Here is a 24,097-nt window from a genome sequence, read left to right as displayed (position 1 = left end):
GCTTATCAGATGCATCTCTTGCGTATCCGTCCAATCCAATGATTTAGACCGATGCCGGGTTGAGCAACATCCCGGTTGACTGCATTTTTGTGCGGATTTTTCGGGTTGATGATGCGAGACGATGGGGTGTACTCCTAAATAGTCCCGATACAAGATTTTTATACCATATTAATAATATGGTTTTTTAACTAATTGATAATTATAGATTATATTTTATTTTTGTCCTACTCCTTTGGGAGTATAACCCTGATTCGTATTGATAGAGTTCCTATTTGATATTGATATCGGTCAACAAGCACGCCTGCGCAATCGGTAAAAGTGAACGCCTATTCATCAATATGAAGGACGTAAACATGTCTCATGCCAACTCTAACGCTTGTGATGTGAAATCGAAAATGCTCACGCAATGGCATCCGGAAGATCCTCAGTTTTGGGCCGAAAGTGGTAAAACCATTGCGAATCGCAACTTATGGATATCCATTCCATGCTTATTACTCTCATTTTGTGTTTGGATGCTATTTTCTGCCGTTGCGGTCAACCTCAATCAAGTCGGATTCCACTTTTCAACGGATCAGCTGTTTTTATTAACGGCTTTACCCGCCGTGTCAGGGGCGATTGGCCGGATTCCGTATGCATTTATTGTCCCGGTTGTCGGAGGGCGTAAGTGGACGGTGTTCAGTACGTTGATTTTGACCATTCCATGCTTATGGCTGGCATATGCCGTTGAGCATCCGGATACACCATTCGAACAGTTCGTCATGATTGCGCTGCTGTGCGGGATTGCCGGTGCTAATTTTGCGTCCAGTATGGCGAATATCAGCTTTTTTTATCCCAAAGAACAACAGGGCAAAGCGCTTGGATTAAATGGCGGACTGGGCAACCTCGGCGTGAGTGTCATGCAGCTCGTTGTACCGCTGGTGGTGTCAGCCGGGGTGTTCGGTGGTCTTTCTACGGGGGTGATTCAACCTTCGGGGAAAGTGCTTTATCTCGCCAATGCAGCGTTAGTCTGGGTTCCTTTACTGTGCATTTTGTCTGTGGTTGCCTGGTTTGGCATGAATGACCTCAAGTCCGCACAGACATCGATCAAAGCACAGCTACCGGTGTTAAAAGAACCGCACTTGTGGGGGTTAAGTATTCTTTACTTAGCTACATTCGGCTCTTTTATCGGTTTCTCTGCCGGTTTTTCTATGCTGTCTAAAACACAGTTTCCGGCACATGACATCTTATCTTATATGTTCTTCGGGCCTTTGGTCGGCGCACTGGCCCGTCCGTTAGGCGGCGCCCTTTCTGACCGGCTCGGCGGGATTCGGGTAACACTGGTCAACTTTGTTGTCATGGCGATACTGACCGGTGCCGTGTTTGTCACCCTGCCATCGGCATCAAGCCAAGGATCCTTTTATCTGTTCTTCGCCACCTTTATGGGGCTCTTTGCTGCTTCCGGGTTAGGCAGTGGTTCTACGTTTCAGATGATTGCTGTGATTTTCCGCAAAATTTCACTGAGTAAAGCCGCCAAGCAAGGCATGACTCCTGAAATTTCGCTGAGAAAAGCCTCGACCGATACGGCTGCCGCTTTGGGATTTATTTCTGCAATCGGCGCTATCGGCGGATTTTTCATTCCCAGAGCGTTTGGTCTGTCGCTGTCATTAACCGGTTCGCCGCTCACGGCGATGAAAGTATTTCTCATTTTTTATGTGGGTTGCGTATTCATTACTTGGTTTGTTTACGGCCGTAATCTTGATCGGTTAGCCACGAAAAAAGCCGCAGCGAAAGTCTGACGCCCGATAGCAATAAGCTTATGCCAGTAAGTTAATACCAATAAGAAGTTAATACCAATAAGGAATGACGAATCAGTCATCACCAATAAGCAACGTGAGATAGCGTCAGGCTATCAAAAGCAAAGGAGAAAGCTCAATGAGTAAATTTCTGGACCGTTTCCGTTATTTTAAACAGCGAGGCGAAACCTTTTCAGATGGGCACGGGCAGTCATATGACGTGAACCGAGACTGGGAAAGTGCATATCGCAATCGGTGGCAGCACGATAAAGTTGTCCGTTCAACGCATGGTGTCAACTGCACCGGTTCATGTAGCTGGCAGATTTTTGTCAAAAACGGGCTCGTGACATGGGAAATGCAGCAAACGGATTATCCCCGTACTCGTCCGGACATGCCGAATCATGAGCCGCGCGGGTGTCCGCGTGGTGCCAGTTATTCATGGTATCTCTACAGTGCGAACCGGGTGAAATACCCGATGATTCGCCAAGAATTATTAGAGCTCTGGCGTCAGGCAAAAACGCAACAGACTGATCCGGTCGCGGCATGGGCATCGATTGTTGAAGATAAACAGCAAACCGAACGGTATAAAAAAGCCCGGGGGCGCGGCGGCATGATCCGCTCAACGTGGCAAGAGCTTAACGAATTGATTGCGGCAGCAAACGTGTATACCACCAAAACGCACGGCCCGGATCGGATTGTCGGGTTTTCTCCGATTCCGGCGATGTCGATGGTGTCCTATTCTTCAGGAGCCCGCTATTTATCATTGATTGGCGGCACCGCCTTAAGTTTCTATGACTGGTATTGTGACTTACCGCCGGCCTCTCCGATGACTTGGGGTGAGCAGACCGATGTTCCGGAATCGGCGGACTGGTACAACGCTGGCTATATCATGGCATGGGGATCGAATGTCCCTCAGACACGCACACCGGATGCCCATTTCTTCACTGAGGTGCGTTACAAAGGCACCAAAACCGTTGCCGTAAGCCCTGATTATTCAGAAGTCGCCAAACTGAGTGATGAATGGCTTCATCCGAAACAGGGCACCGACAGTGCACTGGCACTGGCCATGGGTCATGTGATTTTAACTGAGTTCCATCAGCAGAGAAAAGTTGAATACTTTCAGGAATATCTGCGTCGTTATTCCGATATGCCAATGCTGGTCATGCTGGAAGAAACCCAATCCGGCACATATACCGCCGGGCGCTTTTTACGCGCCGCTGATCTGGTTGATGATTTAGGCGAACATAACAATCCTGAATGGAAAACCATCGCGATTGACAGCAAAACCAATCAGATGGTCGTTCCGCAGGGATCGATTGGATTCCGCTGGGGTGAGAAGGGCCGCTGGAATTTAGAATCTGTAGCTGGCGAACACCGGCAAGAAACAACCTTGGCGCTGGGCATTGCCGATACGGATGAATACGCATGTGTTCAGTTTCCTTATTTTGGCGGGATTGAGTCAGAGCATTTTGATTCTGTGCCGTTGTCCGACATTATTGAGCACACCTTGCCGGTCAAATCGGTCACTTTAGCCAACGGTAACATTGCTAAAGTGACGACGGTCTATGACTTAATGCTGGCCAACTATGGGGTTGATCGTCGCGGGGGTGATCGTGGGTTGAGTGATGGGTCTGCCGCGGCATCTTATGATGAAGTGAAAGCATACTCTCCGGCATGGGCTGAAGCGATCACCGGGGTGGATCGTCATCGGATTATCCAGATTGCCCGAGAGTTTGCACACAATGCAGAAAAAACGCGGGGCCGTTCAATGATCATTGTCGGTGCCGGGGTGAACCACTGGTATCACATGGATATGTCGTATCGGGCAATGATTAATATGCTGGTATTTTGTGGCTGTGTCGGACAAAGCGGTGGCGGTTGGTCTCACTATGTCGGACAAGAAAAGTTGCGTCCGCAGACAGGGTGGTTACCGCTGAGCTTTGCACTAGACTGGCAACGCCCGCCACGGCAAATGAATACCACATCTTATTTTTATAATCATTCCAGCCAATGGCGCTATGAGACCGTGCAAACCCATGATCTATTGTCCCCATTGGCGAAAAAAGAGCGCTATAGCGCCCATCTGATTGATTTAAATATTAAAGCGGAACGGATGGGATGGTTGCCATCGGCACCGCAATTAAATGTCAACCCGTTGACCATTGCCAGCATGGCCAAGCAGCACAATATGGATCCGGTGGATTATACGGTTTCTGCGTTAAAAGAGGGCTCGATTCGTTTTGCCTGTGAGCAACCGGAACAACATTATCCGCGCAATATGTTTATCTGGCGGAGCAATTTACTGGGTTCATCCGGCAAAGGGCATGAGTATATGCTGAAGTACCTGCTGGGAACCGAGCATGGCATTCAAGGGAAAGATTTAGGCAGTTACGCCAAGACCAAACCCCAAGAGCTGGATTGGGAAGACCAACCCACGGAAGGCAAGCTTGATTTGGTGGTGACCTTAGACTTTCGCATGTCGAGCACCTGTTTGTATTCCGATATCGTGTTACCGACGGCAACATGGTATGAAAAAAACGACATGAATACGTCAGACATGCACCCGTTTATTCATCCGTTTTCGAAGGCCGTTGATCCCGCTTGGGAGGCCAAATCGGACTGGGATATTTTCCGGGATATCGCGCAAAGCTTCTCGCAAGTTTGTCCCGGCCACTTAGGCGTTGAAACGGATATCGTAACCCTAGCCAATCAACACGACAGTGACAGCGAAATTGCGCAGGCATTCGGTGGCAAAGACTGGCGTCATGGCGAGTGTGAGCTGATCCCGGGTAAAACAGCACCCAAAATTATTCCGGTTGAGCGTGATTATCCGAACACCGGTGCCCGTTTCTCTTCAATTGGTCCGAAGCTTGAAGAATTAGGCAACGGCGGCAAAGGGATCGCCTGGAATACCGAGTCGGAGCTCACGCTTCTCAAGAAATTAAATCAGGTGCATCAATCCGGTGCGACCCAAGGCCGGCCAAAACTGGCGTCTGCAATTGATGCGGCAGAAATGATTCTGACCCTCGCCCCGGAAACCAATGGTGAAGTCGCAGTCAAAGCATGGCAGGCGTTAAGCCAAGTCACCGGGCGGGATCATACCCATTTAGCCCGGAGCAAAGCCGATGAGAAAATACGCTTTCGCGATATTCAGGCACAACCGCGCAAGATCATTTCCAGCCCGACATGGTCAGGTATTGAAGATGAACATGTGTCATACAATGCCTGTTACACCAATGTTCATGAGCTGATTCCGTGGCGCACGCTGACCGGGCGTCAGCAGCTTTATCAAGATCATGCCTGGATGAGAGATTTCGGTGAAAGCCTGGTCGTTTATCGGCCTCCGATTGATACCCGGGCGGTTCAGCAAATCGAGCAACGCCATCATAACGGTCAGCCCGAACTGGCGCTGAATTTCATTACCCCGCACCAAAAATGGGGGATTCACTCAACCTACAGTGACAACTTACTCATGCTGACGTTATCACGGGGCGGGCCGATTGTCTGGCTCAGTGAAGCCGATGCGCAAACCCTGAACATCAAAGATAACGACTGGATTGAAGCCTACAACGCCAATGGCGCATTAACGGCACGTGCCGTAGTCAGTCAACGTGTACCTCAAGGCATGGTGATGATGTATCACGCACAAGAGCGGTTAATCAATCTGCCCGGCTCAGAGGTGACAGGACAACGTGGTGGTATCCACAATTCAGTGACACGTATCTGCCCTAAACCGACCCATATGATCGGCGGATACGCCCAGCAGGCGTATGGCTTCAATTATTACGGAACCGTCGGTTCTAACCGGGATGAATTCGTCGTGATTCGGCGGATGGATCGTGTCGATTGGCTCGATGATGAACAGACATCAAATCACGCCACAACTCAGCCAATCAGTCAGTAGGAGAAAGGGTATGAAAATTCGTTCGCAAGTTGCCATGGTGCTGAACCTGGATAAATGTATTGGCTGCCATACCTGCTCCGTCACTTGTAAAAACATCTGGACGAGTCGCGAGGGCGTCGAGTATGCGTGGTTTAACAACGTAGAAACGAAACCGGGCGTCGGGTATCCGACAGACTGGGAAAATCAACAACGCTGGCAAGGCGGGTGGATTCGTGGCATTAAAGGCCGGCTCACCTTGCGTCAGGGCAACAAAATCGGTGTGTTGTCCAAGTTGTTTAACAACCCGCATATGCCAGAAATCGATGACTATTATGAACCGTTTACCTTCGATTATGAGCATTTACAAAAGGCACCGAAGCAACGCCATCAACCGATTGCCCGTCCGCGTTCTCTGCTTACCGGGCAGAGAATGGAAAAAATCAATCATGGGCCGAACTGGGAAGATACGCTCGGCGGAGAATTCACAGCCCGTTCCGCTGATTACAATTTTCACCATATCCAAAAGCAGATGTATGGCGAATTTGAAAATACATTCATGACGTATTTGCCGCGTTTATGTGAACACTGCCTGAACCCCGCCTGTGTTGCGAGCTGCCCGAGCGGCACGATTTATAAACGGGAAGAGGATGGCATTGTCCTGATTGACCAGGATAAGTGTCGCGGATGGCGGATGTGTATCAGTGGCTGTCCTTATAAGAAAATCTACTTTAACTGGAAAAGCGGTAAATCCGAAAAATGCATCTTCTGTTATCCCCGTATTGAAGCAGGTATGCCGACGGCTTGCTCCGAGTCTTGTGTCGGCAGGATCCGCTATTTAGGGGTGATGCTTTATGATGCGGATCGCATTCAAGAGGCCGCCAGTGTTGAACATGAACATGACCTCTATACCAGTCAGTTGAGCCTTTTCCTTGACCCGCATGATCCGGAAGTGATTCGTCAGGCGAAAGAACAGGGCATCAGTCAAAGTGTGTTAGATGCGGCACAGCAGTCCCCGGTATATAAAATGGCGGTGGAGTGGCAGCTTGCGTTACCACTGCATCCGGAATACCGCACGTTACCGATGGTGTGGTACGTGCCGCCGCTATCACCGATTCAATCTGCCGCAGATTCAGGATACCTGCCGCTGCGCAACGGATTGCCGGATATCGATATGTTGCGGATTCCGTTGCAATATTTAGCCAATTTGCTGACCGCAGGTGATATTCAACCGGTGCAACTGGCTCTCAAACGCTTGATGGCCATGCGTCACTACAAGCGTAGCGAGACCGTGGAAGGCACCATTGACACCAGCGCGATTGAGGCGGTGGGTTTGACGGCCATGCAAGTGGAAGAAATGTACCGTTATCTGGCGATTGCCAACTATGAAGATCGCTTTGTCGTACCATCCGGGATGCGTCAGGAAGCGGATGATGCTTATGCTGAATCAAATGGTTGTGGTTTCAGTTTCGGTGACGGCTGTCATGGTAGTGATAACCGAGTCAATCTGTTTAATAGCCAGAGAATTGATGCAATCGACATTACCAAGGGGGATCAATAATGCTGAGTTTACGAATGATTGCGCACCTGCTGGATTACCCGCAAGAGATGCTGTGGTCTGAATATCACGAGCTGATTGCATCAACGGATCAATGCACTGAATTAAATTTGGCGCAAAAAAGCGATTTAAAACAGTGGATCAGCACTTACTGCGAACAGCGCTTATTTGATGTGCAAGCCCAATATTGTGCGCTGTTTGACCGCGGCAGATCGTTATCACTGTTGCTATTTGAACACGTGCACGGTCAGTCCCGCGAGCGGGGGCAGGCGATGGTCGATCTGATGGGGCAGTATCAGCAACAGGGGTTAGAGCTGGACGCTAAAGAGCTACCCGATTATCTACCGATGTATCTCGAATATTTGTCGATACTCTCTGAAGACGAGGCCGTGCAGGGGCTGAAAGATATTGCCCCGATTTTGGCATTGCTGACAGAAAGGTTGCGCCAAAGAGACAGTGAGTACGCTGAACTGATGTCCCTGTTGCTCTCTCTGAGTGCTGCCAAGTTAAATACGGCTTCAATTGCTGAAAAGGTCAAGCAAGAGGAGCGGGACGACAGTGTTGCAGCACTGGATCAAGTGTGGGAAGAAGAGCAAATCACCTTTATGGACAACACCCCGTGCGACAGCCAGACCCGGCAGCATCAGCAGCGGTTTGCGCAGACCATTCAGCCCCAGTATCTGGATATCAGCCAACTGACAGGAGAAGCATAATGGACTTTTTCAATCAATTTTTATTCGGCGTCTATCCTTATATCGCTGCGGCGGTGTTCTTACTCGGCAGCTGGCTGCGTTACGACTACGGGCAATATTCTTGGCGTGCCGGTTCAAGCCAGTTAATGGACAACAAAGGGATGCGGCTGGCCTCAAATCTGTTCCACATCGGTATTATCGGTGTGCTGGGCGGACATGCATTCGGGATGCTAACCCCGCATTGGGTGTATGAAAGTTTTCTGTCCATTGCATTGAAACAGAAGCTCGCCATGTTTGGCGGAGGGATGTTTGGCGTGATGACATTAATCGGTGGCGCATTGTTGCTGAAACGTCGCTTATATAACCCGAGAGTCCGGGCGACATCATCATTTGCTGATATTCTGATTCTGGGATTATTAGTCGCTCAGGTGTGTTTAGGGCTGTTGACGATACCGTTTTCTGCACAACATATGGATGGCTCAGAAATGGTGAAGTTTATGGAATGGGCACAGGCAATCGTCTATTTTCATGGTGGTGCAGCCGGGCATCTAGGTGATGTCGCATGGATATTTAAACTCCATATTGTGCTTGGTATGAGCTTGTTTGTTGCATTTCCGTTCTGCCGTTTGGTTCACATCTGGAGCGTGCCGCTAGAGTATATCAGCCGCCGCTATCAGGTAGTCAGATCCCGGCGTTGACCCTCCCCACATCTCGTCGATAACAACACTTCGATGAAAACCTATCGATGGCTCACCATGTAGCCATCGGTATTATTGATCAATCCCTTGCTGGTGCACCCAGACTGCGGCTTCAACCCGGGAGCGTAGTTGCAGCTTTTTCAGGATATGTTTGACATGCACTTTCACGGTTGTTTCGGCAATATTGAGTTTTCGGGCGATTAACTTGTTAGGTAAACTTTGTGCCAGTAGTTTGAGTACATCCCGTTCTCGTGTGGTTAAGGTATCGATTTCCCGTTGCGCCTGATGAGGGGAACTACGCAGTTGCTTTGCCAGCAGATTGGCAAGTTTAGGGCTGACGACTAACTCACCGAGACAAACTTGTTCGATGGCGTGGAGCAGATCTTCCGCTTCCATATCTTTTAATAAATATCCGTCTGCCCCGGCTTGTATCGCCCGGACTAAGTCTTCCTCATAATTGGAAACCGTAAAAATGATAATACGGCTGGTAATATCATTGTCGCGCAGTAATTTGAGCGTTTGAATACCATCAATATCAGGCATATTAATATCGAGCAGAATCACATCTGGCTCATCCTCGAGAGCGAGTTTGACCGCCTGCTGGCCGTTATTACACTCTTTGACAACCTCGATTTGCGGGTTTAATTGCAGTAGCTGCTTGAGCCCTTGCCGGAGCATCGGGTGATCATCGACGAGCATGACCGTTGCTGGTGATACGGAGGTTGTTGCGTTAGTTATATGGGTTGGATGCATATCACTTCTTTCTCTCATTATGGGTAGAACTGAATCATGGATAAAACTGAATCGCGATTTCTGTGCCCTGATCGGGTTTCGAATCAATCGTCAGGTTGCCGTCCAGCGCTTTCACGCGATCTGCGATAATCGTTAAGCCGTAATGATTCGCCATTTCTTGTTGTTGTGGCTCGATACCCACCCCGTTATCCATAATATTTAAATGACACATTTTATTTTCGTCTTGCGTTAAGTGAATCGTGACTTCCGTTGCTTTCGAGTGTTTGTAAATATTACTCAATGCTTCACGGATAATCTGTAAGATATGGATAAAGTGGTGAGGTGTAATACTGTTATCCTGCCACTGATTGTTGAGCTGAATCGCAAATCCAAGTTTTTCACTATATTCATCGACACTATTTTTAATCGCATTGGATAAATCTGAGTCATCGATTTTTAATCTGAAGGTGACAAGCAATTCTCTTAACTGATGGTAAGCCGCGTTGATCTCTCGACTGATATCTTCAAGTAGTTCGTGTTGCGTGGCAGAAAAATTATCACTTTGCATCCGTAAAATCCCACTTTTTATTTTTAAAAAGGACAGGGATTGTGCAATAGAGTCGTGCAGCTCGCGTGCGATGGTATGGCGTTCCTCAATCACCAGAAGTTGATGTTTACGTTGTTCCTGAACCCGTGTTGCAAGATATTGTGTAAAGAGGTCACAAAACGTCTCGATCAGCTTCTGTTTTTCGGACGGAAGCGTCTTATCGCGATAGGTGGTTTGTAAGGTGCCGTATTCATGATAATCGTCACCGACCGGCCAGTTTTGTGGTGTAAAGGCACGGTTTCGTTGTTCGTCGGTGGTTTGATAGTCGATCATTTGATGATCGACCGTTTGATGATAGTGAATTTGTTCATCAATGAAATAGCGCAGCTTATCGCTCGGGTTGAATGTCACGCTGTGTAACTCTAACAATGAAATTAACTCCTGAAACAGCGGAGATAATGTATTGATGTTTAAATGATGGCGGTTAAAGCGTTGTCCGCTGCGATAGAGAAAATCCAGATAATCATTTTGCTGTTTTAATTCAGATGTTTTCTGGTGGACTCTTTCTTCTAAGTCGTCGTACATCACTTTCAATTCCACCGACATATTATTGAACGTTTCACCTAAGACGGCCATTTCATCCCGGTAATGACGCGAATCAAACCGCTGTTCAAAGTCACCATTGCGAATGGCATTGGCAATGGTCAGTAACTCTCGCCAAGGGGTAAATAATCTTTTATGTAAACCGGTGAAGGCCAGAAAAAGAAAAATGATCGTCAGGGCGATAAAGATATTCTGCGTTTGTGAGATGGTGGTAATGGTATGTTCGGTATGATTGTCTATTTGTGAGATTAAAACATTCAGTTGCACGATGAAAGATTCGACTGCCTGCAATTTTTCATCTTTATCCTCAGAGGTGAGTAGTGTGGGCTTGATGTCTGAATACCAGAGCTGAAGAATTTCTAAATAGGGCGTTTCGAACTTTTCATGTTGGATAAAGCGCTGAAAAGACGTGGCTTCTAACATATGTTCAAGGACAGCAATATCCGGGGCAATCGCTTGTTGTCCATTGCTCAAGGCGAGTAACCGGTAGCTTTGCATCCGTATCGCACCGACCTGATTAATCATATGTGCGTTGCCCTGAATGCTTTCACTGGTATTGGCGCTGATGAGCATGCCGGTAATCGAGAGTGATGCAAGGCAGAGTATGATAATGCTGATCTTTTTGACAAAAGAAAACTGACGCCAAAACATAAGGGTTTTAATCGACATAGCCACGCGAATATTCATCAAGAGGAGTTGATGATTATATCATGCAAGACTCGGCTAATTCGGCAAAGATATCTGCGAATATCACATAAATCTTCATTGAGGCCGGTGTACGGTTTGTCAGTGGGGCGGCTGACATACTCATCCAATGAATACAGGGAAGGGGAGCCCCATCACTGGTTCGGTCGGAATACTATTTATCCGGATTCTGTTTTCGTTGATGGCGGTTGGAAGCGTTGATTTGCGGCTTGTCAGGGCAAGCCTGCTTTTCATGGTACAGATGCCGTATTGCCAGAATCGGATGATGGAGCAGCATCCGCGGGCCTGAATCGCGCATAATGACCCGGATTTGCGCTTTCGGCTCGGGTTTATAACAGTGAATCGGACATTGGTTGCAGGCCGGTTTCTGCTGTCCGTACGGGCAACGATCCAGCTTTTGTTCTGCATACTGTAACAGCGTTGCACATGACTCGCACAAAGGTGTGCCATGATGATATTTCGCACAGTATATTTTCATCATTGCACGGATGGTTTTGAATTCTGTGGCTAACCTGCCATGCAAAATTGTACTGTCAGGCATATTTTCATCGTCACGTGTGGAAAGGCGCAACATATCAGTCCTGATATTTTTCTAGTTTGTTATACAGCGTTTTGACACTGATCCCCAGCTCTTGAGCAGACTCGGTCTTGTTGCCCTGATTCTTTTCCAGTGTGTTGAGAATGGCATGTTTTTCCAGTTCTTCCAGTGATACGCCTGTGGGGATGATGTCCTCTAAACTGGTGCCGGTTTCCAATGGCGGAGTATCGTAAATCAGGTGCTCATCTTTGATGATATCATCAGCCAGAATGAACGCCCGCTCAATGGTGTGTTTCAGTTCTCTGACGTTACCGGGCCAGTCGTGCATGACAATTTTTTGGAGCGCGGAGTCGAGAATCGTCTTTGCCTTTGATTCGTTCGCATTACGGTGGGCAATAAAGTGTTTGGCTAATCCGGCAATGTCGTCACCGCGTTCACGTAAAGGCGGAACGGTTAACGGGAAGTGCGACAGCCTGAAAAAGAGATCTTCACGTAAAAACTGCTCTTCGATCGCGACTTTGGGATCGCGGTTGGTTGCTGCCACGATGCGGGTGTCGGCGATATGGACGGTGTGACTCCCAACGGGGCGGTATTCGCCCGTTTCCAGAACACGCAGCAGTTTCACTTGATGTTCAAGCGGCATTTCAGTGATTTCATCGAGAAACAGCGTGCCGCCTTCAGCTTGCTTGAATACCCCTTGATGGGCTTTGTTGGCACCGGTGAACGCCCCTTTTTCATGGCCGAACAGCTCGCTATCGACCAACTCCGGACTAATGGCACCACAGTTGATAGCGATAAAGGGTTGCTGGTTGCGCTCACTGGCCAAATGGATGGTTTGCGCCACAAGCTCTTTACCTGAGCCACTTTCACCGACAATCAAAACATTGGCTTCGGTTCTCGCCACCCGACGGATCATCCGGTAGAGCTGGTGCATCGGAGATGAAGAGCCGACTAATAAACCAAACTGATCTAAATCGCTGGTGGCGACTTTACGTCCCTGTTCTTGTTTGTGCTGATAATACTGACTGACTTCTGTCAACGTATGAGACACAGTGTTGCAGTCGACTGGCTTTCTGTAGTGGAAAATAGCACCGAGATTCATCAGCTTATCGAGGTTTTCATTAGGAGCACCGGAGCTGATGATGATCAGATCCATGTCATATATGGCTTCGAACTCAGACAGTTGCTGATAATCAGCATGTGTGAAATCAATGACTTCTACGATAGCGACATCGGGTCGAATATCGATAAAGTGCTCGATCCAATCACCTTCGGTTTCCATATCATACAAACGAAATTTATTGAGTTCCTGACAAGCAGCGATAGCATCTTTAAGCTTCGGGTCTTGTATGCTGAGAAACAGACTGGGTAATGACATAGAAATGCCCTCTTTACGATTACAGAAAGAATGTACGTCTATTGTGTCAGCAGCACAAGCCAGAATATTGTAAAAGTCTGTTCAGAGTATGATGGAGATATGCGTGTATGGTATGTCAATGATTTCCCGAGACTGATAACTGATAACTGATAGATGACTAAAAACTCGATGACTAAAAAAATCGAGAGTGCAAGACTAAAAATAGCAGCGTGACGAGCATTCGTATTTAAAATTACGCTTCAGGCTGAACCTGCATGTCATGATTAAAAATTACATTTCTTCTGTGTAAATAATTCACGAATGGGTTGTTCCCGTTTCTCGGATAAAGCATTTACTTGACATTAAATCTTTATAAAACAACAGTTTAAAAAACTGGCACGCGTGTTGCTATTTTAGAACTGCAACGTCAATAGAATGGAGAATGATCATGAAAAATATCGCAGCTAAAATTGTACTGACTACAGTTCTTGCAACTTCATCTACTGCAGTATTAGCCAGTGATCAATGGAAAAAAGAATCCATGGATGCTTGGTTGGACGGTAAAGCCGAAACAACTTTACTGCTCAATACCAATTTGAACTCTTTTGATATCAATACCGATGTTAAAAACCAGGTGGTTACACTGACAGGGTCAGTGAACAACGATTTAGAAAAGTCGTTGGCAGGTGAATTGGTTGCAGGTCTTGATGGGGTGAAAAAAGTAAATAACAAGCTGATGGTTGTGAACGCAGATAAACCAAAATCTGATTCTGATGCATCCGCAGTATTGACGGATTCTAAAATTACCACGGTAGTCAAAACGCGTTTACTCATGGAGACTAACGTTAGTGGCACCGATATTAATGTCACCACAGACAATCAAACCGTTACATTAACCGGTCAAGTGAATTCAGATGCTGAGCATGATCTTGCTTTATCGATTGCCAATAATACCAATGATGTAAATAAAGTTATCGATAAGCTCGAAGTGGTTCAGTAATCACGTGCATGGTGTTTTCACCGGCGAGCAAGATAAAAATATTGTCCTTGGTATATTCAGGATGATTATTAATCGCGCCATTACCTTGAAATAAGCCATTACCTTGAAATAAAGAGTTAACTCGACATTAAGGGTTAACTCGAAATAAAGGAGATACCACAATGCTTCGTTGGATATTTATTTTCCTTGTCTTGGCTCTTGTTGCCGGGGTTCTTGGATTTAGTGGCATTGCCGGTGCAGCCGCAGCCGTTGCGCAAATCATATTTTATCTGTTCCTATTGTCACTCATTGTGTCAATTGTGTTGGCGATACTCGGAAAGAAAAATATAAATAGGTAGGAGTTTATATGAAAGTGACATCATTTATTTATCGTATGATAGCCGTATCGGGATTAGTCTTTGCGCTGGGAGCCTGTAGTGATGAAGGTCCGATGGAGAAAGCCGGTAAACAATTGGATGAAACCGCGCAAGACACACAAAATGCCATTGAAGATAAGTGTGAAAATCTCAAAGAGAGCTTGAACGCAGAAGATAAAGACTGTTAAGCCTCTTCCATCGTCAGTCATAAAAGTGAAGCGTAAAGGGCGGCTGAAACGCTGCCCTTTATATTATCAACTATTCTTATCTTAATTAATTTGAGAAGGAGTCAGATGATGAAGAATATATTTGATGTACTCACAGAGAGCCATGAAAAACAGCGCCTTTTACTGGATTCATTGATGGAAACTTCAGGCGATTCCCCGGTTCGGAAAGAATTTTATGACAACTTAAAACAAGAGCTTGAGCAACATGCTGCCGCTGAAGAACGCTATTTTTATGCCCCACTGATTGAAAGTGATAAGACGATTGATCTGTCGCGACACGGGATCGCAGAACACCACGCCATCGACAAAATGATCGCACAGATTGATGAAACCGACAGAAGTTCACCCGCGTGGCTCACGCTGATGAAAAAATTGCGTCACAAAGTGTTGCACCATTTGGAAGAGGAAGAACAACGCTTTTTTCAAATGGCCGGTAAAGTGATGTCAGACGAGCAAAAACAGCAGTTGGCGAATGATTATATCCAAGAGATGACCCATTAAGATTCCCGCCATCGATGATGGTTTGCAGGAGGTAGCATGTTCATCGTCAAATATTATCTGCTTGGTGCCCTCGCTTCATTGCTTGCGGCTATTTATATGCCACATATCGTCCTGAGCATCCTGTTGTTATGGGTGTCCCTTTCTCTGGTGTTGGTCAGTGGCGCTTATTGGTTCGATTTCCCATCCATGTTCAGGAAGAGTCAGGACGGTAAAATTGTCTGGTGGATACGATGGGCGTTTATTCCCTTTTTATGGGGGGCGAAAGCCTACAATGCTTGGGAAAGACGACATGACACCGTTCCGCCTATTCAGCAGGTCAGCGATAATCTTTATCTTTCCCGTCGTTTATTCCGCAGCGATTTAGCCTTTCTCGAATCTCACGATATTTCTTGTATTGTCGATGTCACGGCGGAATTTGCCGGGTTAGAGAGTGCGACGACCGACAAACAGTTCAGTTATCTTTCGATTCCCGTGCTCGATCATAAAGCGCCGACCTTAGCGCGTTTACGTCATGCGATAAATTGGATCGATACCCAAATTGCGTGCGGGCGTTCAGTGGTGGTTCACTGCGCACTGGGGCGTGGCCGCTCGGTATTTGTGGTGGCGGCTTACCTGCTGAGTCAAGACCCGTCTCTGTCGGTCGCGTCGGTGATGGAGAAAATCAGCAGCGTTCGCCAAACGGCAAGGCTGAATCGGTTACAGATGAAAATACTGCAAGCCATCAGCGAAAAAGGCGTATTAGCGCTTGATGATCCGACCTGGATGATCGTGAACCCGGTGGCCGGGGGCGGTAAATGGCAGCAACACGAACAGCAAGTGATTCGTGAACTGACTCGCAAGTTCCGTCTTCGTATTCATCAAACCACGGAAAATACCAGCGCAGAAACGCTTGCGAAGCAGGCCAAAGAGCATGGTGTGAGCCAAGTGATGGTGTCAGGGGGAGATGGCACGGTGACCGAAGTGGCGAGCCAGCTTGTTGATACTGACATCAAGCTCGGGATTATCCCGTTAGGGACAGCGAATGCATTATGTCATGTGCTGTATGGCATCAGCACGAAGATATCACCGGTAGAAAAAGCGTGTGAAGCGATTCTCGCGGGACATTGCCAACGTATCGACACCGCAACATGTAACCAACGACTGATTTTGATGGTACTCGGCATTGGTCTGGAACAGCAAATGATCGAATTCGCACAGCGTGAAGAAAAAAATACTTTTGGGCAGCTGGCGTATTTAACCGGCTTTTTTAATGCCTTGATTTCGGAAGAGACGCAAAGCCTCAACGTTGAAATGCAAGGACAGTCAGCCGATGAACATCAATTTGATGGTCAGGCGATTGACGTTCACAGCTTTATTGTGGCCAATACTGCGCCATTCAGTACCGTGCTGGCGCAAGGGGGTGGTGAGCCGCAGCCCGATGACGGGCAATTGCATATTACTTACCTGGATAACACCCAATCTCTTGGCGAACGCCTCGTTGCACTGTCGGACCTGACTTTAACCAGCGTCGGCGTGCAGGAACAGTCGAAGCTGTTTCAGTATGCCAAAGCGACCCGTGTGACGATTAAGGCTGACAAGCCGATCAATTATGTTATCGATGGCGAGCTATATTCTGACCGTTGTTTAATGATCGAGATTCATCCTCAGTCGCTCAATGTTTTCGTCCCCGGTTGAGGTGACTCGAAGGTGGGCAGCAGCCCGGTTCATTCAGTGCGGTAAACATATCATCATGAGATGCGTTTTGTCGGACTTTTGTCTGAGGAATACGTCTGCGGAATGTGTCTAAGGGAAGAGCAGGCTGCTCATCATCAATGAAAGCACAAAGTCAAACAAGCAAAAGGCGGGGCTACCCACCTTGAGGTAAGTATTTTTCCAGTTCATCGTTTTCAACTTGTAGTGCTGCGATCCAATATGAGAGCAACATTGCTAAGTTGGCATCATCCAATTCCCGGAGTAACTGTTTTAACTCTCTCAGTAATTGTGCATTCATAAAATGCATTTCTTGATAATGGCTGATGGTTGCGATATCAGTTTTATTGGTATGTTCGGCAATAAAATCGTCACCGTTCTGGTCAAAAAATAGGTTCGCAATCTTGTTAAGCATTACTTTTTCTATTTTGACGAACCGGGATGCTGAGCGATCAATATTCTGATGTGAATGAGCATCGACAAGCGGCAAACATCTTTGTCGATGATGTGCGATTTTTACCAGCAATTCTTTCACCGGGGTAAATTCTCTCACTCGTGTATTCGTGAATGTCATATTAACCTCTTCGTTATTTTCATTATTTAATATTCATACTCTTTATTTAATGTTTATATCCTTTATTTGATATTCATACGTTTTGTATTCTGATATTTGTCCGTTTCGTCATAACAGTTTCATCATTCAATATTTTTATTGTTGTTCAATCATTATCCAATATGACCTGCATTCATCGGTATAGCATTTTGTATGCCAGAGGTCGTGAATGTTGTTTATGCCAGTCAATATAAGGTATTAGCGAGACGGAGATGATGGATTGAAGGTGTTGATTTACGGTAGGTAAGAAAAAATTACAAAGAGACAGCAATGAGAAGGAAATAATTACCAGTCATTTTGAACCAGACAACAGTATTTGATATTTAATTTAATAAAAACAGTTACTTAATATTTTGGCATGATAATCGCTTTATACATAATAAGGTAAATGGAATTGATTCTATTTTTACCAATCTATTTTTATCAATCTATTTTTACCAAGTAAAACATCAATGTTATCTACACTAACGGAGGCTCGTTATGGCAACAACAACGACAGCAAAAGAAAGCGCAGCAAAAACTCAAGAGCAACTTGAGGAAACAGCAGGTGCAATCAAAAACAATGCCAAAGAAAAGCTGGAAGCCGGAGCAGAGAGCATTCAGCAAGCGACCAAATCAGCAGAAAACGTGATTAGGGAGCGTCCGTTGCTCAGCCTCGGTTGTGCATTTCTGGCGGGGTGGGCTGTGTCTAAGCTGATTAAATAGACTTGCTTGCCACTCAGATTTTATCGGAAGGACTTATAGGAAGGGATAGTTCAATGAATAATTCCGAACATCTCACCACTGAAGAGCAAGGCCCGGCGACAGCAGATGGTCGCCGGGCCCCAAGCGGGGCTGACACTCAGGACATCGAACAAGCGGTGAACGGAATTCAGGCCATTTTGTCGCAAATTGAAAGGCTTGCGACGTCACTCAAAACATGGTCAAACACAACGCTCGATCTGTTTGTGCTCGAAGTGAAAACCAATATCGCTGCAGCGCGCCAAATCGTCTTGTGTAGCATCATTTTTATTCTGCTTGCTGTGCTGTTTATCTTTAGTCTCTGCCTGACCGCAGGTATTGTCACCTACTACCTGACAGCGCATTTATTACTAAGTGCCGGAGTATTTATTGTGTCACTCGGGCTGGTTCTGTTTGGCCTGGCTTGGTGGCAAAAACGACTGACGACCTTCCTTGGCTTTAAAAATACAACCGACCAATTGCAAGAGGGATGGTATGCCTTATCTAACCAAGCTCAACCGGGACATACGGATAAAACGGACTGAGGGAAAAGCCGCGCTGACACAATGCCTGTTGGCCAAGCAAACCCTCCAGTTCACTGCGACCCGTTTTGTCCGGGAAAACCCGTGGATGACTCTCGGTATTGGTGCATGTGCCGCATTTGCTGTTACCAAAGTCCGGGGCATTTCCGGTATGATGTCTTCAGTTTCCTCTATCAGTGTATTGTTTGGCAGCACCATGGAACTGAGTCGCCAGTTCGCTGATCAGGCGGCTTCTGAGCAATCAATCTCCGAATCATCAATTTCAGAACAATGAGCATACCAGCGTTCATCCCACAGATTTTTGACGTATCAAGTGCCGACCACCTGAACATATCAGATCGACCACTTCAGCAGAATAGGATCTGCAGAAAGTGGTCGTTTCTGACTCATCCAACATATAAAATCATTGGCTCATTCCATAATGAATGGGAAAGAGTGGCCGAGTGGAATCATGCGGTTTGGCCGGATCTTGTGATAAGACCGCCTGCATTGTTCTTGGTAACTCGAATGGCATTTTCGCGGTATAGCTTTTATCAGAGGTTAATCGCTGAAATAGCACCTCATCACTGACACCAAAGTTGGCGATTAAGGCATCAGCATCGTCTAAAACATTGGTTAAAATCGCCGGGCGATCTAAGTAAATGGTCACAATCGTTGGTACATGCTGTTTGGCTTTCTGAATCGCGAGATAATCTTTATTATCAGGTTTGAAGTCCAGTGCACCTTCATGATGTTTTTTGCCGAAGTAATAATTCTCATGCGGTGTTTCGAACGGGGTTGAGGTTCTTAAAAGTGCAAGATCGGCATCTTGTAACTGCTCAACGACCTGAAATCCGTATTGCTCTGCAACGTTTTTATGAATACCGTACAACCATACTTTGATACCTGTCTTGAGTGGCAGAACATGATCGTTTTTTAATAAAACAAGGGATTTAAACTGAGCGGTATTCGCTAAAGTTGCAAACTGTTTATTACCAACAATTTCATCTGCTTTTTGGGCATCCACATATGGGTTTTCAAATAAACCGATGTTGAATTTCTGGTTCAAAATACGCAGCACTGAAGCATCCAGTCTTTTTTCTGATACTTTCTTATGTTTTATCGCATTGACTAATATTGATGAATCAACGACACCACCGAATTGATCAACACCGGCATTGATAGCTTTGGCAAACCGATCTTCAACGGAGAGATCTTCAACACCCCAAGGCATTCCTCTCGGTAGAACTTTTTCTCCCGTTTTAAAACCGTTGATACAATCTTCTTTACAATCTCTGGTGATTAACCAATCGCTTAAGATCACGCCTTTAAACCCGTAAGTCTCACGTAATAGATCTTGTAATAAAAAACGGTTATATCCTGCACCGACTTGTGGGATTTCTTTTCCATTGTAGGTGACCCCTTGTAGTATCGAATAGGTTGGCATCACCCCTGCCGGGTTTGCTTTAAATGCTTCAATAAAGGGGGCGATATGTGTATCTAACGACGTTGACTTAAAATCAGCGTATTTCCCGTAAGCGTTATGACTGTCCCAACCGTCTTTTGCTGCACCATAACCGACCCAATGCTTCACGATTGTCATCACACTGTCTTTACTGAGACCTTGTGAGCCAGACTGCATACCGGTGATATAGCTGCGAGTCATTCTGCCAACGATATCCGGGTCTGCCCCAAACGTTCCGCTAATCCGAGGCCAACGTGGTTCACTCGCAATATCCGCTTGGGGAGATAAAGCTTCTGTAATCCCGACTGCCCGGTATTCTTGCCGGATAATATTGGCGTATTTTTCAGTCAGTGCCTCATCATTAATGGCTGCCATTCCCAGTGTTTCCGGCCATTTGCTAAATTTACCTGAAGCAACGGACGCACCTTCTAAATATTGGAATGAATTCCGCGGATCTGAACTAATGGTGATCGGTATCCCTAAACGAGTCGTTGCAGCAATCCGTTGTAAACTATTGTTTTGTTCTGCCAGATGGCTGGGAACCTTACCTTGCAGTCTGGTGATAAAATGAGAAACATGATTATTTTTAATCAGCTTTGTCACTTTCTCTTGATCATAACTTGCACCTCGGCCCAATATGCCTGAACTGGGCGCAGAACCATGCATCATTAACCCTGCTTTCTCTTCTAGTGTCATTAAAGACAGGAGGTTGTTAGATCTTTCTTCTGTGGGGAGTCGCCAGTCTTCGTATGGGTCAAGCTGACCATTTTTATTTAAATCTTTAAAGTATTGACCGTCAATCTTTAATGTTTTGACGCTGTTGCTACCTAAATGAGTGTCTGTATTTGCAAAAGAAACGATGGGGAATATAAGGAGTGTCAAAGAGGATTTAAGTAGGAAATTGTGCTTTACTATCGTCATAGGATATATCTCAGAGTTGTTTCACTGTATTATTAATTTTAATAATATCAAAGAACTTATCGACAGAATCTATATTTATTTTTAAAAGTGTGAACAGTGTTTATCAATGTGTGAAATTAAAAAAATCCATATACAGTTGTTAATTTTTTATATATAACAAAACCGGGTCGCTATTTAGCGATCAATTTTTTCTGCTTATTTCTTATCGTATAACGTATATCAGATCCATTTAAAGCTACTAGGGGCTGTTGATCTTTCGTGGTTGAATTTTGTTCAATCTGGACGGGTATTGATCGCGGCGCATGTCGCTTAGTACCCTAAGCAAATGACCCCCTAAAATAAATATCCCCGCTATTCAGTGAATAGCGGGGATACCCAGTGATACTTCAAACTTAAACATGTCACTCAAAAATTTAAGACTTGAGTCCTGCGGCAGTCATTAACAGGCGAAACCCCATCGATACGACCCCTAAAGCCACAACACTCAGTGCCCAGATGCCAATCATCCAAGCCCATTGTTCAATGCCGCGTTTTATCTTCATTGTCAGTTCCTCAACCTGAGATTAGTGGTAGGCTTCACCTTCTTTGACTTTGCCGGTGAAGACATAGTAGCTCCAGCATGTGTAAGCGAGAATCACCGGCAAAATCAGTGCTGCACCGTACAACATGAAACTCTGGCTGCTTGCCGGGGCTGCGGCTTCCCAGATAGAAATATTCGGTGGAATAATATTCGGCCAGATACTGATACCAAGCCCGGCAAAGCCAAGAATGATGATGATAAGCGCCATCACAAACGGACTACGTTCTTTATGTTTTTTAACGGAGTCGGCCATTTTTAAACAGACCAGACCGGTGATTACCGGAATCGGCAGCAAGTAGAACAAGTTCGGTGTTGAGAACCAACGTGTCGCAATTGCCGGAAACTCAAGGGGGGTCCATAAACTAACGACGATTAACGCTACAATCACCGCGAGCAGCGCTTTGTTGGTGAAAGTGAACATTGATTGTTGTAACTCACCTTCGGTTTTCATAATTAACCATGTACTGCCGAGCAGGGCGTAGGTTGCGACCAGTGCAAAGCCGCAGAAAATCGGGAATGGTGTAATCCAGTCCAGTTGTCCGCCGACGAAAACGCGATTTTCGACATCAAAACCCTGAATTACCGCCCCGACCACGAGCCCTTGGAAGAATGTTGTAGCGGTTGAGCCGACCATAAATGAACGATCCCAAAATTGCAGATGGTTCTCCACCGCTTTAAACCGAAACTCAAATGCGACACCACGGAAAATCAAAGCAATTAGCATCAGTGTTAATGGAATGGTTAACGCTTCAATAATCACTGAGTATGCGAGCGGAAATGCACCGAACAGTGCAGCGCCACCGAGTACAATCCAAGTTTCATTGCCGTCCCAGACCGGAGCGACCGAGTTGACCATCACATCTTTGTGCTTTTCATTGTTGACAAACGGCATCAGGATACCGATGCCGAGATCAAAGCCATCCATTACGATATACATCAGGGTGGCAAACACGATGATCGCGAACCAAATCACAGAGAGATCAAAATGCATATTTTCTACCTTAATTACTTAATTTGTGAGGCTATATACGACCAGAAATTGTGTTGATTTCATGATGCTTGTGGTCTTCTGTATCCGGACCTTGTTTGATTTGGTGAATCATATAGTAGTAACCAAAACCAAATACCGCGCCATACACCACCAGGAAGCAGAGCAGACTGATACTCATCTGTAAATCGCCATGCGCTGACACTGCATCTCGCGTTCTCTGAAGCCCGTAGACCACCCACGGCTGACGACCGACTTCGGTGGTAAACCATCCTGCCAGTATTGCGATGAGTCCTGTCGGCCCCATGAGGATAGAAAACCTGAGAAACCAAGGCGTGGTATACAGTGTCTTTTTGCGACGTAACCACAAGCTGTAAAAGCCTTGTAAAATCATCAGGATGCCGAGTGCAACCATGATTCTGAATGACCAGAATACAACCAGTGAATTGGGACGTTCATCTTTAGGGAAATCTTTCAGGGCCGGAATCGGCTCTGTCAGGCTGTGACGTAGAATTAAGCTGCCTAATACCGGGATTTCCAGTGCATAATCGGTTCGCTCTTGTTCCATATTGGGCAACCCAAACAGAATTAACGGTGTTGGCTCTCCGCTGGCGTTCGACCAGTGGCCTTCAATCGCTGCGATTTTAGCAGGTTGATGTTCTAAGGTATTTAAACCGTGAATGTCACCGATCAGTGCTTGAATGGGGGCAACGATAACCAGCATCCCCAGTGACATTGAAAACATCTTTTTCACCGCAGAGGTCGATTGGCCTTTCAGGAGATGCCATGCAGCAGACGCCCCGACGAATAATGCGGTGCTTAAAAATGCGGCCACGCCCATATGGGCTAACCGGTAGGGAAATGACGGGTTAAAGATTACGGCAAACCAGTCAACAGGCACAGCTCGGCCATCGATGATTTCATGGCCTTGTGGCGTTTGCATCCAGCTATTTGATGCCAGAATCCAAAAAGTTGAAATAATTGTGCCGAGAGCAACCATTGAGGTTGCAAAAAAGTGTAGTTTGTCACCCACACGGTTCCAGCCGAACAGCATCACACCGAGAAAGCCGGCTTCAAGAAAGAATGCGGTCAGCACTTCATAGGTGAGTAGCGGGCCGGTAATACTGCCGGCAAAATCCGAAAAACCGCTCCAGTTGGTGCCGAACTGGTAAGCCATCACCAAACCGGACACAACGCCCATACCAAAGTTGACGGCGAAAATTTTCGACCAGTAGTGATAAAGAGTTTTGTAATCCGGATTGCGTGTTTTGAGCCATAAACCCTCAAGCACAGCGAGGTAAGTTGCTAAGCCGATGGTAATGGCGGGAAATATAATGTGGAAAGAAACAGTAAAAGCAAACTGTATCCTTGCCAGCATAAATGCATCGAGACCAAACATAGATTTCCTTTGAGCTGAATAATATTTTTCTTTGC

22 protein-coding genes are annotated in these 24,097 nt (G+C 46.2%); 13 read left to right on the top strand and 9 right to left on the bottom strand.

Annotated features, from left to right (window positions below; genetic code table 11):
• Positions 1-353: 353 nt before the first annotated feature.
• The 5 genes from VR7878_RS16780 to narI all read left to right on the top strand — a co-directional run bounded on the left by VR7878_RS16780 (position 354) and on the right by narI (position 8,600).
• Positions 354-1,775 carry a NarK family nitrate/nitrite MFS transporter gene (locus tag VR7878_RS16780; RefSeq protein WP_077337189.1) on the top strand — a complete coding sequence of 474 codons (1,422 nt, stop codon included), beginning with the start codon at positions 354-356 and terminating at the stop codon, positions 1,773-1,775.
• Positions 1,776-1,911: 136 nt separating this feature from the next.
• Entirely contained in the window at positions 1,912-5,676 is a 3,765-nt protein-coding gene (locus VR7878_RS16775) for a nitrate reductase subunit alpha (protein WP_077337188.1), read from the top strand.
• Between the two features lie 10 nt (positions 5,677-5,686).
• Positions 5,687-7,213 (top strand): nitrate reductase subunit beta, encoded by a 1,527-nt coding sequence (narH, locus tag VR7878_RS16770; RefSeq protein WP_077337187.1) that lies wholly within the window; start codon positions 5,687-5,689, stop codon positions 7,211-7,213.
• Positions 7,213-7,923 carry a nitrate reductase molybdenum cofactor assembly chaperone gene (gene narJ / locus VR7878_RS16765; RefSeq protein ID WP_077337186.1) on the top strand — a complete coding sequence of 237 codons (711 nt, stop codon included), beginning with the start codon at positions 7,213-7,215 and terminating at the stop codon, positions 7,921-7,923. The genes narH and narJ overlap by 1 nt, the downstream gene beginning before the upstream one ends.
• Positions 7,923-8,600, top strand: coding sequence for a respiratory nitrate reductase subunit gamma (gene narI, locus VR7878_RS16760; protein ID WP_077337185.1), 678 nt, complete (start codon positions 7,923-7,925; stop codon positions 8,598-8,600). Before narJ ends, narI begins: the two co-directional genes overlap by 1 nt.
• 72 nt (positions 8,601-8,672) lie before the next feature.
• Here narI and narL read toward each other — a convergent pair whose 3' ends face one another.
• The 4 genes from narL to VR7878_RS16740 form a co-directional block, all read right to left on the bottom strand.
• Positions 8,673-9,353: a two-component system response regulator NarL gene (gene narL, locus VR7878_RS16755; RefSeq protein ID WP_077337184.1), complete on the bottom strand. Its 681-nt coding sequence runs from the start codon at positions 9,351-9,353 to the stop codon at positions 8,673-8,675.
• 34 nt (positions 9,354-9,387) lie between these two features.
• Complete coding sequence (locus VR7878_RS16750; protein WP_159440494.1) at positions 9,388-11,151, bottom strand: histidine kinase; 1,764 nt, start codon at positions 11,149-11,151, stop codon at positions 9,388-9,390.
• Positions 11,152-11,341: 190 nt separating this feature from the next.
• Positions 11,342-11,728 (bottom strand): nitrous oxide-stimulated promoter family protein, encoded by a 387-nt coding sequence (locus VR7878_RS16745; RefSeq protein ID WP_077337234.1) that lies wholly within the window; start codon positions 11,726-11,728, stop codon positions 11,342-11,344.
• A gap of 34 nt (positions 11,729-11,762) precedes the next feature.
• Positions 11,763-13,103, bottom strand: coding sequence for a sigma-54 interaction domain-containing protein (locus VR7878_RS16740; protein ID WP_077337182.1), 1,341 nt, complete (start codon positions 13,101-13,103; stop codon positions 11,763-11,765).
• A gap of 427 nt (positions 13,104-13,530) precedes the next feature.
• Here VR7878_RS16740 and VR7878_RS16735 point away from each other — a divergent pair, with 427 nt between their 5' ends.
• From VR7878_RS16735 to VR7878_RS16715, 5 genes are all read left to right on the top strand, one after another.
• Positions 13,531-14,082: a BON domain-containing protein gene (locus VR7878_RS16735; RefSeq protein WP_077337181.1), complete on the top strand. Its 552-nt coding sequence runs from the start codon at positions 13,531-13,533 to the stop codon at positions 14,080-14,082.
• A gap of 161 nt (positions 14,083-14,243) precedes the next feature.
• The gene (locus VR7878_RS16730; protein WP_077337180.1) at positions 14,244-14,420 is read left to right on the top strand and encodes a DUF1328 domain-containing protein; all 177 of its coding nucleotides are present in this window, start codon (positions 14,244-14,246) and stop codon (positions 14,418-14,420) included.
• 8 nt (positions 14,421-14,428) lie between these two features.
• Entirely contained in the window at positions 14,429-14,626 is a 198-nt protein-coding gene (locus tag VR7878_RS16725; RefSeq protein ID WP_077337179.1) for a hypothetical protein, read from the top strand.
• Between the two features lie 108 nt (positions 14,627-14,734).
• Positions 14,735-15,166, top strand: coding sequence for a hemerythrin domain-containing protein (locus VR7878_RS16720; RefSeq protein ID WP_077337178.1), 432 nt, complete (start codon positions 14,735-14,737; stop codon positions 15,164-15,166).
• Positions 15,167-15,202: 36 nt separating this feature from the next.
• Positions 15,203-16,840 (top strand): diacylglycerol kinase family protein, encoded by a 1,638-nt coding sequence (locus VR7878_RS16715; RefSeq protein ID WP_077337177.1) that lies wholly within the window; start codon positions 15,203-15,205, stop codon positions 16,838-16,840.
• Positions 16,841-17,012: 172 nt separating this feature from the next.
• Here VR7878_RS16715 and VR7878_RS16710 read toward each other — a convergent pair whose 3' ends face one another.
• Positions 17,013-17,429 carry a hypothetical protein gene (locus VR7878_RS16710; RefSeq protein ID WP_077337176.1) on the bottom strand — a complete coding sequence of 139 codons (417 nt, stop codon included), beginning with the start codon at positions 17,427-17,429 and terminating at the stop codon, positions 17,013-17,015.
• Between the two features lie 519 nt (positions 17,430-17,948).
• On the opposite strand from VR7878_RS16710, the gene VR7878_RS16705 reads away from it, so the two are divergent.
• The 3 genes from VR7878_RS16705 to VR7878_RS16695 are packed head-to-tail and all read left to right on the top strand — an operon-like array spanning position 17,949 to position 19,004.
• Positions 17,949-18,173 (top strand): hypothetical protein, encoded by a 225-nt coding sequence (locus tag VR7878_RS16705; RefSeq protein WP_077337175.1) that lies wholly within the window; start codon positions 17,949-17,951, stop codon positions 18,171-18,173.
• Between the two features lie 53 nt (positions 18,174-18,226).
• Entirely contained in the window at positions 18,227-18,733 is a 507-nt protein-coding gene (locus tag VR7878_RS16700; RefSeq protein WP_077337174.1) for a phage holin family protein, read from the top strand.
• Complete coding sequence (locus VR7878_RS16695) at positions 18,684-19,004, top strand: DUF883 C-terminal domain-containing protein (protein WP_139344128.1); 321 nt, start codon at positions 18,684-18,686, stop codon at positions 19,002-19,004. Before VR7878_RS16700 ends, VR7878_RS16695 begins: the two co-directional genes overlap by 50 nt.
• A gap of 129 nt (positions 19,005-19,133) precedes the next feature.
• On the opposite strand, the gene VR7878_RS16690 is transcribed toward VR7878_RS16695, so the two are convergent.
• The 4 genes from VR7878_RS16690 to VR7878_RS16675 form a co-directional block, all read right to left on the bottom strand.
• Entirely contained in the window at positions 19,134-20,843 is a 1,710-nt protein-coding gene (locus VR7878_RS16690) for a glycoside hydrolase family 3 protein (protein ID WP_077337173.1), read from the bottom strand.
• 665 nt (positions 20,844-21,508) lie between these two features.
• Positions 21,509-21,637, bottom strand: a complete 129-nt coding sequence (locus VR7878_RS16685; RefSeq protein WP_077337172.1) for a DUF2474 domain-containing protein — start codon at positions 21,635-21,637, stop codon at positions 21,509-21,511.
• Positions 21,638-21,658: 21 nt separating this feature from the next.
• Entirely contained in the window at positions 21,659-22,666 is a 1,008-nt protein-coding gene (gene cydB, locus VR7878_RS16680) for a cytochrome d ubiquinol oxidase subunit II (protein WP_077337171.1), read from the bottom strand.
• A 31-nt stretch (positions 22,667-22,697) separates the two neighbouring features.
• Entirely contained in the window at positions 22,698-24,062 is a 1,365-nt protein-coding gene (locus VR7878_RS16675; protein ID WP_077337170.1) for a cytochrome ubiquinol oxidase subunit I, read from the bottom strand.
• Positions 24,063-24,097 lie beyond the last annotated feature (35 nt).

It is taken from the genome of Vibrio ruber DSM 16370, from assembly GCF_900163965.1.
Lineage (GTDB): Bacteria > Pseudomonadota > Gammaproteobacteria > Enterobacterales > Vibrionaceae > Vibrio > Vibrio ruber.
The sequence above is the reverse complement of the archived record's forward strand: the minus strand, read 5'-3'. Positions and strand labels throughout refer to the sequence as shown.